Below are 10,288 nucleotides of genomic sequence, written 5' to 3' on the forward strand. Positions count from 1 at the left end.
CCATCGCAGGCGACCTGGATGGGCCATCAGGCCAACCTCAGAGCACCGCCTTCGGATACGAACCCAGCACCTTCAGCGCCACAGCCTCCTGGCTGATCTGCTCCAGCACCGCCTTGATCAGCGGATCACGGTGATGGCCGACGAAGTCGATGAAGAACACATAGGTCCACTTGCCGCTACGCGAGGGGCGCGTCTCGATGCGGGTGAGGTCGATACCGTTCTCGTGGAAAGGCACCAGCAGCTCATGCAGCGCACCGGGCTTGTTGCTCATCGAAACGATGATCGAGGTCTTGTCGTCGCCGGTTGGCGGCACTTCCTGGCTGCCGATCATCAAGAAGCGCGTGGCGTTGTCCGGGCGGTCTTCGATTTTTTCGGCAAGGCGGGTCAAACCATAAAGGTTGGCCGCCATATCACCGGCGATCGCCGCAGAATTCCACTCGCCCTTCACCCGCTTGGCGGCCTCGGCGTTGCTCGATACCGCCACGCGCTCGACGTTCGGGTAGTGTGCGTCCAGCCACTTGCGGCACTGGGCCAGCGACTGCGCGTGGGAGTAGATGCGGGTAATACTGTTGGTCTTGGTGCTTTCGCCCACCAGCAGGTGATGGTGAATACGCAACTCGACTTCGCCGCAGATGACCATGTCGTGCTCAAGGAAGCTGTCCAGCGTATGGCTGACCGCACCCTCGGTGGAGTTTTCCACCGGCACCACGCCGAAGTTGACGGCGCCTGCCGCCACTTCGCGGAACACTTCGTCGATAGCTGCCATTGGCCGGCTGACCACGGCGTGACCGAAGTGCTTCATGGCTGCCGCCTGGGTGAAGGTGCCTTCCGGGCCCAGGTAGGCAACTTTGAGCGGCTCTTCAAGGGCCAGGCACGCCGACATGATCTCGCGGAACAACCGCGCCATCTCTTCGCTACCCAACGGCCCCTTGTTGCGCTCCATGACGCGCTTGAGCACCGCCGCTTCACGCTCGGGGCGGTAGAACACCGGGGTTTCGCCCTCGGCCAGCGCAGCGGTTTTCACCCGCGCGACTTCCAGGGCGCAGCGGGCGCGCTCGCTGATCAGCTCGAGGATTTTCTCGTCGAGGCTGTCGATGCGTACACGCAGCGCCTTGAGTTCCTGTTCGGCCATCAGCCGTGCTCCTTCTCGAATTCAGCCATGTACTGCACCAGCGACTCGACCGCATCCAGGCCCAGGGCGTTGTAGATGGAAGCGCGCATGCCGCCGACCGAGCGGTGGCCTTTGAGGTTGAGCAGGCCGCGAGCGTCGGCACCGGCCAGAAACGCCTTGTCCAGGCGTTCGTCAGCCAGGCGGAACGGCACGTTCATCCACGAACGGGCGTTGTGGCTGATCGGGTTGCTGTAGAAGTCGCTGGCGTCGATAAAGCCGTACAGACGGTCTTTCTTGGCGCGGTTGCGCTGCTCCATGGCCGCGACACCGCCCTGCTCCTTGAGCCACTCGAACACCAAGCCCGAGAGGTACCAGGAATAGGTGGCCGGGGTGTTGTACATCGAGCCGTTGTCGGCCGACACCTTGTAGTCGAGCATGGTCGGGCAGCTGCTGCGGGCGTGGCCCAGCAGGTCTTCGCGAACAATGACCACCACCAGCCCGCTTGGGCCGATGTTCTTCTGGGCACCGGCGTAGATCAGGCCGAATTGCGACACATCGGTCGGGCGCGAAAGAATGTCCGAAGACATGTCGACGACCAATGGCACGTCACCGGTTTCGGGCACCCAGTCAAACTGCAGGCCGCCAATGGTCTCGTTGGACGCATAGTGCACATAAGCCGCGCCTTCGGTCAGCTTCCACTCGTTCTGCCCGGGAATAGCCAGGTAGTCATAAGGCTTGGCGCTGGCGGCAACGTTGATATTGCCGAAACGGCGCGCTTCTTCGATGGCCTTTTTCGACCAGATGCCGGTCTCGATGTAGTCGGCAGTGGCGTTTTCCGGCAGCAGGTTCAGCGGAATCTCGGCGAACTGCTGGCTGGCACCGCCCTGCAGGAACAGCACTTTATAGCTCGAGGGGATGGATAGCAGGTCACGCAGGTCCTGCTCGGCCTTTTCGGCGATGGCCACGTAGTCGTCGCTGCGATGGCTCATTTCCATCACCGACAGACCCTTGCCATTCCAGTCCAGCATTTCGGCCTGGGCACGCTGCAGCACAGCGTCGGGAAGCGCGGCAGGGCCTGCGCAGAAGTTAAAGGCTCGTTTGCTCACATCCACTCTCGCTCTGCCAAATAGGACAAATCGTAACTTCAACGCCCCGCCGCCCCTAAAGAAGGGCCGGCGTTGCGTCTTTAATCAGTCAAACGGGGCGACCTTGGTCGCCCCGTTCGGGTTGTTGCACAGGCTTACTCTTGTGGCGCCTCTTCGGCGCCGAGGTTGTCGTCGCCTGCTACATCCAGCGCATCGACCTCGGCGTCTTCGCCCTCGACAATGTCGTCGAGCTCTTCCTCGGACGGCTCCTGGATACGCTCAAGGCCCACCAGCGTCTCGTCGCTTGCCAGCTTGATCAGCGTAACACCCTGGGTGTTACGGCTGAGGCTGGAAACCTCACCCACCCGTGTGCGCACCAAGGTGCCCTGGTCGGAGATCAGCATGATCTCCTCGCCTTCCTGCACCTGGATAGCGCCGATCAGCAAGCCGTTGCGCCCTTTGGTACCCATGGCGATAACGCCCTGACCACCACGGCCGCGACGCGGGAACTTGGACAGCGGCGTGCGCTTGCCAAAACCACGCTCGGAGGCGGTGAGGATCTGCGCACCGGACTCCGGGATCAGCATCGAGATGATCTGCTGGCCCTTGCCGAGCTTCATGCCGCGCACACCGCGGGCGGTACGGCCCATTTCACGCACAACGCTTTCGGCGAAGCGGATCACCTTGCCGGCGTCGGAGAACATCATGACTTCCTTGGCGCCGTCGGTGATGGCCGCGGCGATCAGGGTGTCACCCTCTTTGAGCTTCAGGGCAATCAGGCCGCTGGTACGTGGGCGGGCAAACTGCGCCAGCGGGGTCTTCTTGACGGTACCGGAAGCAGTGGCCATGAAGATGTACGCACCGGTCGGCTCGGCAGCCCACTCAGGGGTATCGCCTTCTTCTTCGTCGATTTCGTCGACTTCGACCAGCTCACCCTCAAGCACGGTGTCGTCGCTGTCCTCGAGCTCTTCGTCGGGGTCTGCGTGCTGCTGCAGCGCTTCAAGGTCGATCTGCAGCATGGCGGTGATGCGCTCGCCTTCTTCAAGCGGCAGCAGGTTCACCAGCGGGCGGCCACGGGCAGCGCGGGATGCCTCGGGGATTTCGTAGGTCTTCTTCCAGTACACCTTGCCCTTGCTGGAGAACAGCAACAGGGTGGCGTGGCTGTTGGCGACCAACAGGTGCTCGATGTAGTCCTCGTCCTTGACGCCGGATGCCGACTTGCCTTTACCACCACGGCGCTGGGCCTGGTAGGCGGACAGCGGCTGGGTCTTGGCATAGCCACCATGGGAAATGGTTACCACGCGCTCTTCTTCGGGGATCATGTCGCCGTAGTTGAGGTCGTGGCTGGCATTGAGGATTTCGGTGCGGCGCACATCGCCGTACTCGGCACGAATAGCCTCGAGCTCTTCGCGGATCACTTCCATCAGGCGCGTGGCGCTGCTGAGGATGCGGATCAGCTCGCCGATCTGCGCCAGGATTTCCTGGTACTCGGCCAGCAGTTTTTCGTGCTCAAGGCCGGTCAGGCGGTGCAGACGCAGGTCAAGAATGGCCTGGGCCTGTTCCGGCGACAGGTAATACTTGCCATCACGCAGGCCGTACTGCTCGGGCAGGTCTTCCGGGCGGCACGATTCGGCGCCGGCACGCTCGACCATCACCTGCACGGCGCTGGACTCCCAGGCAGTGCTGACCAGTGCTTCCTTGGCCTCGGACGGCGTCGGCGAAGCCTTGATCATGGCGATGACCGGGTCGATGTTGGACAGCGCAACCGCCTGCCCTTCAAGGATGTGGCCACGCTCGCGCGCCTTGCGCAGTTCGAACACGGTACGCCGGGTGACGACCTCGCGGCGGTGACGCACGAACGCTTCGAGCAGGTCCTTGAGGTTCAGCAGGCGCGGCCGGCCGTCGATCAGGGCAACGATGTTGATGCCGAACACGCTCTGCAACTGGGTTTGCTGGTAGAGATTGTTGAGCACCACCTCCGGCACCTCGCCGCGGCGCAGCTCGATGACCACGCGCATACCGTCCTTGTCGGACTCATCGCGCAGCTCGGTGATGCCTTCGATCTTCTTCTCTTTGACCAGCTCGGCAATCTTTTCGATCAGACGCGCCTTGTTCAGCTGGTACGGCAGCTCGGTGATGACGATCTGCTGGCGGCCACCGACCTTGTCGATGTCTTCGATGCTCGAGCGGGCGCGCATGTAGATGCGGCCACGGCCAGTGCGGTAGGCCTCGATGATGCCTTGGCGGCCGTTGATCTGGCCGGCAGTCGGGAAGTCCGGACCCGGGATGAACTGCATCAGCTCATCGACCGTGATCTCGGCGTTGTCGATCAGCGCCAGGCAGCCGTCGATGACCTCACCCAGGTTGTGCGGCGGGATGTTGGTCGCCATACCCACGGCAATACCGCTGGAACCGTTGACCAGCAGGTTGGGGATACGGGTCGGCATGACCGCAGGGATCTGCTCGGTGCCGTCGTAGTTGGGCACCCAGTCGACCGTTTCCTTATGCAGGTCGGCCAGCAGTTCGTGGGCCAGCTTGGTCATGCGCACTTCGGTGTATCGCATGGCCGCGGCGTTGTCGCCGTCGACCGAACCGAAGTTGCCCTGACCATCGACCAGCAGGTAGCGCAGCGAGAATGGCTGCGCCATGCGCACGATGGTGTCGTACACGGCCGTATCGCCGTGCGGGTGGTACTTACCGATCACATCACCGACCACACGGGCGGATTTCTTGTACGGCTTGTTCCAGTCGTTGCCCAGCTCGCTCATCGCGAACAGCACGCGACGATGCACGGGCTTCAAGCCGTCGCGCGCATCGGGCAGTGCTCGCCCGACAATCACGCTCATCGCGTAGTCGAGGTAAGACTGTCTCAGTTCGTCTTCGATATTGACCGGTAGGATTTCTTTGGCCAGTTCGCCCATGAGAAGCCTGATTCCTTTTTCTGGTGAAACTTCGCTTGATCCCACTTGGGACGAACGAAGCTCGCCGCCGCAGCGTGAAGGGGTGCGACGACATACGACAAATCAATGAGTTGTGCCATGGATCTGCGCAATGAAAGCCGCGATAACGAGCGGCCTTGGAAACTGCCGGATGTTACCACAAAGGCCGCCCGCATGGGAGATATGGCAAGGCGCCGCATCGTGCAATCGGCCCGCTTGGCGCGCCCCCATGGCAAGGGCCGCGCCAGGCCACTGGCAAACGCCGTCAGTGCAGGCGTTTACGGCACATCAGCTGGGCGAGCTTGGCCGCATCCGGGCGCTCGACAATGCCTTTTTCGGTGACGATCACATCAATGAGGTCTGCCGGAGTGACGTCGACAACCGGGTTGTACGCCTCGATATCAGCGGTCACCTGGATGCCCGCAACTTCCAGCAACTCTTCTTCACCGCGCACCTCCAGCGGGATGTCCTCGCCGGTGGCCAGGTTCAGGTCGATGCTGCTGCTCGGCGCCACCACCATGAAACGCAGGCCATGGTGCATGGCAGCGACTGCCATCTGATAAGTGCCGACTTTCGCCGCCACGTCGCCATTGGCTGCGATACAGTCAACGCCGACCACCACCCAGGTAATGCCTTTGGTCTTCATCAGGTGCCCGGCAGCGGCATCGGCGACGATGGCCACCGGCACGCCGTCTGCGGCCAACTCCCAGGCGGTCAGGCGCGAACCCTGCAGCCAGGGGCGCGACTCGCAGGCATAGACCTGCTCGACCATGCCTTCCATGGCGGCGGCGCGGATCACCGCCAGCGCCGTGCCGAAACCACCCGAGCCCAGCGCCCCAGCATTGCCGTGGGTCAACAGTGCCTGTTCGCTGCCTTGATGCTTGCGGATCTGTTCCAGGCCAAACTGCGCCATGGTCAGGTTGGCTTCACGGTCGCTCTGGTGGATGACCACCGCCTCGGCCTCCATGACCGCCAGCAGGTCGTCGCCTGGGCGTACGCGCTGCAAGCGCTCGCGCATGCGGTTCAGCGCCCAGAACAGGTTGGCCGGGGTTGGGCGTGCTTCGCCAAGCAGCAGGAAGTCCTCTTCCAGCGACTCCTCCCAGCCATCGCCCTCGGCCAGGCGCTGACGCAGGGCCAGCACCAGGCCGTAGGCTGCGCATATGCCAATGGCCGAGGCGCCGCGCACGGCCATGTCACCGATGGCCTCGGCCACCTGAGCCACGTCGGTGCAGGCCAGCCAGTGCTGCTCGAGCGGCAGCAGGCGTTGGTCGAGCACATGCAGCGTGCCATCACGCCACTCGATGCTGGTCACCGTCTCCGCTGCCAATAGTTGCTCGCGCATCGCCACTCCCGTCACCCAGCCATCAAAAGCCGGCGATTATAGCGACCCTGCGCCCTGGACGCTCGGGTATACTGCGCGTTTCGCCCAACCGAGCCCGGTAGATGCCACGCACGCCCACCTCCACCTTGCTTGTCGACCTGCTGCTGATACCGCAATGGCTGGTGCCGGTCGAGCCTGCCGGCGTGGTGCTTGAGGGCCACGCAATGGGCATCAGTGATGGCCAGATCGCCTGGCTGGGCCCGCGCGAACGGGCGCCTCAGGCCCAGCAGGTGCGTGAGCTGCCGGGCTGCCTGCTGACCCCGGGCCTGGTCAACGCCCACGGCCACGCCGCCATGAGCCTGTTCCGCGGCCTTGCCGATGATCTGCCACTGATGACCTGGCTCAAAGAGCACATCTGGCCGGCCGAGGCACGCTGGGTCGACGAAACCTTCGTCAGCGACGGCACCGACCTTGCCATTGCCGAGCAGCTCAAGGGCGGCATCACCTGTTTTGCCGACATGTATTTCTTCCCGCGGGTCGCTTGCGAACGCGTGCAGCAAAGCGGCATCCGCGCACAGGTCGCCGCGCCCTTGCTGGACTTCCCCATCCCTGGGGCGGCCAGCGTCGATGAGGGCCTGCACCAGGCTATCGAGCTGTTTGGCGAGCTGCGTGACCACCCACGCATCCGCATGGCCCTTGGCCCGCATGCGCCGTACACGCTCAGCGATGCCAGCCTTGAGAAAATCCGCATCGTCGCCGACCAGCTGGACGCGCCGGTGCATATGCACATCCACGAGACTGCCGGCGAAGTCGAGCAGGCACTTGCCGACAGCGGCGAACGGCCACTGGCCCGCCTCGCCCGCCTTGGCTTGCTCGGCCCCAACCTGCAGGCCGTGCACATGACCCAGGTCAGCGACGATGATCTGGCGCTGCTGGTAGAAAGCAACACCAGCGTGGTCCACTGCCCCGAGAGCAACCTCAAGCTGGCCAGTGGCTTCTGCCCGGTGGAGCGCCTGTGGCAGGCCGGGGTGAACGTGGCGGTCGGCACCGACGGCGCGGCCAGCAACAACGACCTCGACCTGCTCGGCGAAACCCGCACCGCAGCCCTGCTGGCCAAGGCCGTGGCAGGTTCGGCCACCGCACTGGATGCCCACCGCGCCTTGCGCATGGCCACCCTCAACGGCGCCCGGGCGCTGGGGCTTGAAGCAATATGCGGCTCGCTGGAGGTCGGCAAGGCTGCCGACGTGGTGGCGTTTGACTTGTCGGGCCTGCTGCAACAACCGGTGCATGACCCGGTCTCACAATTGATCTACGCGACCGGTCGCGACTGCGTCAAAGACGTCTGGGTCGCCGGCCAGCCCTTGCTGCTGGACCGCCACCTGACGCAAATGGATGAAGCGGCGCTTGCGGCCAATGCCCGCGCCTGGGGCGCGCGCATCGCCGGGCGCCAGGAATGAACAGCCACACGCCTTGGCGTGTGGCTGTGACAGTATTTATAGAAGCTTTCAGAGGACTGTTCAGATGAGCAACGTCGACCACGCCGAAATCGCCAAATTCGAAGCCCTGGCACACCGCTGGTGGGACCGCGAAAGCGAGTTCAAGCCGCTGCACGACATCAACCCGCTGCGGGTCAACTGGATCGATGAGCGGGTCAGCCTGGCTGGCAAGAAGGTGCTGGACGTCGGTTGCGGCGGCGGCATTCTCAGCGAAGCCATGGCCCAGCGCGGCGCCAGCGTCACCGGCATCGACATGGGCGAGGCACCGCTGGCCGTGGCCCGCCTGCACCAGTTGGAGTCGGGCGTCGAGGTCGAGTACCGGCAGATCACCGCCGAAGCCCTGGCCGAGGAAATGCCCGAGCAGTTCGACGTGGTCACCTGCCTTGAAATGCTCGAACACGTCCCCGACCCGTCTTCGGTAATCCGTGCCTGCTACCGCATGGTCAAGCCGGGCGGCCAGGTGTTCTTCTCCACTATCAACCGCAACCCCAAGGCGTACTTGCTGGCCATCATCGGCGCCGAGTACATCCTCAAGATGCTGCCGCGCGGTACCCACGACTTCAAGAAATTCATCCGCCCTTCCGAGCTTGGCGCCTGGAGCCGTGTGGCCGGCCTTGAAGTGAAGGACATCATCGGCTTGACCTACAACCCGCTGACCAAGCACTACAAGCTGAGCAACGACGTTGACGTCAACTACATGATCCAGACCCTGCGCGAGGAATGAGCATGCGCCTTCGAGCAGTACTCTTCGACATGGACGGCACGCTGCTGGACACCGCGCCGGACTTCATCGCCATCTGCCAGGCGATGCTTGCCGAGCGCGGCCTGCCTGCGGTCGATGACGCGCGTATTCGCGGGGTGATTTCCGGTGGCGCCCGCGCCATGGTCGCCGCCACCTTCGACATGGCCCCTGAGGCCGAAGGTTTCGAGGCCCTGCGCCTGGAGTTCCTGGAGCGCTATCAGCGCGACTGCGCGGTACACAGCAAGCTGTTCGACGGTATGGCCGAGCTGCTCGCCGATATCGAGCAAGGCAATATGCTGTGGGGTGTGGTCACCAACAAGCCGCTGCGCTTCGCCGAGCCGATCATGCAGCGCCTGGGCCTGGCCGAGCGCTCGGCGCTGCTGATCTGCCCGGACCACGTGAAGAACAGCAAGCCCGACCCCGAGCCGCTGATCCTGGCCTGCAACACCCTCAAGCTGGACCCGGCCAGCGTCTTGTTCGTCGGCGACGACCTGCGCGATATCGAGTCCGGGCGTGACGCCGGCACCCGCACCGCCGCTGTGCGCTATGGCTATATTCATCCGCAGGACAACCCCAACAACTGGGGGGCAGATGTGGTGGTGGACCACCCGCTGGACCTGCGCAAGGTGATCGACAGCGCGCTGTGCGGCTGCTGAGTTGCAACGGCTGCAGGCGTTAGCCGCAGCCCCCGGAGAAAACAGGGAAATCTCAATGTTCGACTACACCGCCCGCCCCGACCTGCTCAAAGGCCGCATCATCCTGGTCACCGGCGCCGGCCGTGGCATCGGCGCTGCCGCCGCCAAGGCGTATGCCGCACTGGGTGCCACCGTGCTGCTGCTGGGCAAGACCGAAGCCAACCTCAACGAGGTCTACGACCAGATCGAGGCCGCCGGCCATCCACAGCCTGCGGTGATCCCGTTCAACCTGGAAACCGCCCTGCCCCACCAGTACGACGAGTTGGCGGTAATGATCGAGGAGCAGTTCGGGCGCCTCGACGGGCTGCTCAACAATGCCTCGATCATCGGCCCACGCACGCCGACCGAGCAGTTGTCGGGCGATAACTTCATGCGTGTGATGCACGTCAACGTCAATGCCACGTTCATGCTGACCAGCACACTGCTGCCGCTGCTCAAGCTGTCCGAGGATGCTTCGGTGGTGTTCACCTCCAGCAGCGTCGGGCGCAAGGGCCGGGCCTACTGGGGCGCCTACGGCGTATCGAAGTTCGCCACCGAAGGCCTGATGCAGACCTTGGCCGACGAGCTCGAAGGTGTGGCGCCGGTGCGCTCCAACAGCATCAACCCCGGCGCTACCCGCACCGCCATGCGCGCCCAGGCGTACCCGAGCGAGAACCCGCAGAACAACCCGCTGCCTGAAGAAATCATGCCGGTTTACCTGTATTTGATGGGGCCGGACAGCAAAGCAGTGAATGGCCAGGCGCTGAACGCACAGTAAAGTGAGTGATTGCCGGGGCTGCTATGCAGCCCATCGCAGGCCCCGCTCAACCGCACCATTGCTGGTTGGACCCAATCCTGTGGGAAATGATAGAGAGTTGTGGCGAGCGGGCTTGTCCCGCGTTGGGCTGCGCAGCAGCCCT

8 protein-coding genes are annotated in these 10,288 nt (G+C 63.8%); 4 read left to right on the forward strand and 4 right to left on the reverse strand.

What is annotated here, in order from left to right; all coding sequences use genetic code 11:
- Window positions 1–37 precede the first annotated feature (37 nt).
- The 4 genes from pheA to mtnA all read right to left on the reverse strand — a co-directional run bounded on the left by pheA (window position 38) and on the right by mtnA (window position 6,477).
- A complete protein-coding gene (pheA, locus tag HU720_RS06075; RefSeq protein WP_186518148.1) occupies window positions 38–1,132 on the reverse strand; it encodes a prephenate dehydratase in 1,095 nt (364 codons plus the stop codon).
- Window positions 1,132–2,217 carry a 3-phosphoserine/phosphohydroxythreonine transaminase gene (gene serC, locus HU720_RS06080; protein ID WP_186518149.1) on the reverse strand — a complete coding sequence of 362 codons (1,086 nt, stop codon included), beginning with the start codon at window positions 2,215–2,217 and terminating at the stop codon, window positions 1,132–1,134. The genes pheA and serC overlap by 1 nt, the downstream gene beginning before the upstream one ends.
- A gap of 134 nt (window positions 2,218–2,351) precedes the next feature.
- Window positions 2,352–5,117, reverse strand: a complete 2,766-nt coding sequence (gyrA, locus tag HU720_RS06085) for a DNA gyrase subunit A (protein ID WP_186518151.1) — start codon at window positions 5,115–5,117, stop codon at window positions 2,352–2,354.
- 283 nt (window positions 5,118–5,400) lie between these two features.
- A complete protein-coding gene (gene mtnA / locus HU720_RS06090) occupies window positions 5,401–6,477 on the reverse strand; it encodes an S-methyl-5-thioribose-1-phosphate isomerase (protein ID WP_186518153.1) in 1,077 nt (358 codons plus the stop codon).
- Between the two features lie 101 nt (window positions 6,478–6,578).
- Between mtnA and HU720_RS06095 the strand changes: the two genes are divergently transcribed.
- The 4 genes from HU720_RS06095 to HU720_RS06110 all read left to right on the forward strand — a co-directional run bounded on the left by HU720_RS06095 (window position 6,579) and on the right by HU720_RS06110 (window position 10,146).
- Window positions 6,579–7,913, forward strand: a complete 1,335-nt coding sequence (locus HU720_RS06095; RefSeq protein ID WP_186518155.1) for a TRZ/ATZ family hydrolase — start codon at window positions 6,579–6,581, stop codon at window positions 7,911–7,913.
- Window positions 7,914–7,977: 64 nt separating this feature from the next.
- A complete protein-coding gene (gene ubiG / locus HU720_RS06100) occupies window positions 7,978–8,676 on the forward strand; it encodes a bifunctional 2-polyprenyl-6-hydroxyphenol methylase/3-demethylubiquinol 3-O-methyltransferase UbiG (protein WP_186518156.1) in 699 nt (232 codons plus the stop codon).
- A gap of 2 nt (window positions 8,677–8,678) precedes the next feature.
- Complete coding sequence (gene mupP, locus HU720_RS06105) at window positions 8,679–9,350, forward strand: N-acetylmuramic acid 6-phosphate phosphatase MupP (RefSeq protein ID WP_186518157.1); 672 nt, start codon at window positions 8,679–8,681, stop codon at window positions 9,348–9,350.
- Window positions 9,351–9,405: 55 nt separating this feature from the next.
- Window positions 9,406–10,146, forward strand: a complete 741-nt coding sequence (locus HU720_RS06110; protein WP_186518158.1) for a YciK family oxidoreductase — start codon at window positions 9,406–9,408, stop codon at window positions 10,144–10,146.
- Window positions 10,147–10,288 lie beyond the last annotated feature (142 nt).

It is taken from the genome of Pseudomonas sp. SWRI51 (assembly GCF_014268825.1).
In the GTDB taxonomy this organism is placed as follows: Bacteria; Pseudomonadota; Gammaproteobacteria; order Pseudomonadales; family Pseudomonadaceae; genus Aquipseudomonas; species Aquipseudomonas farsensis.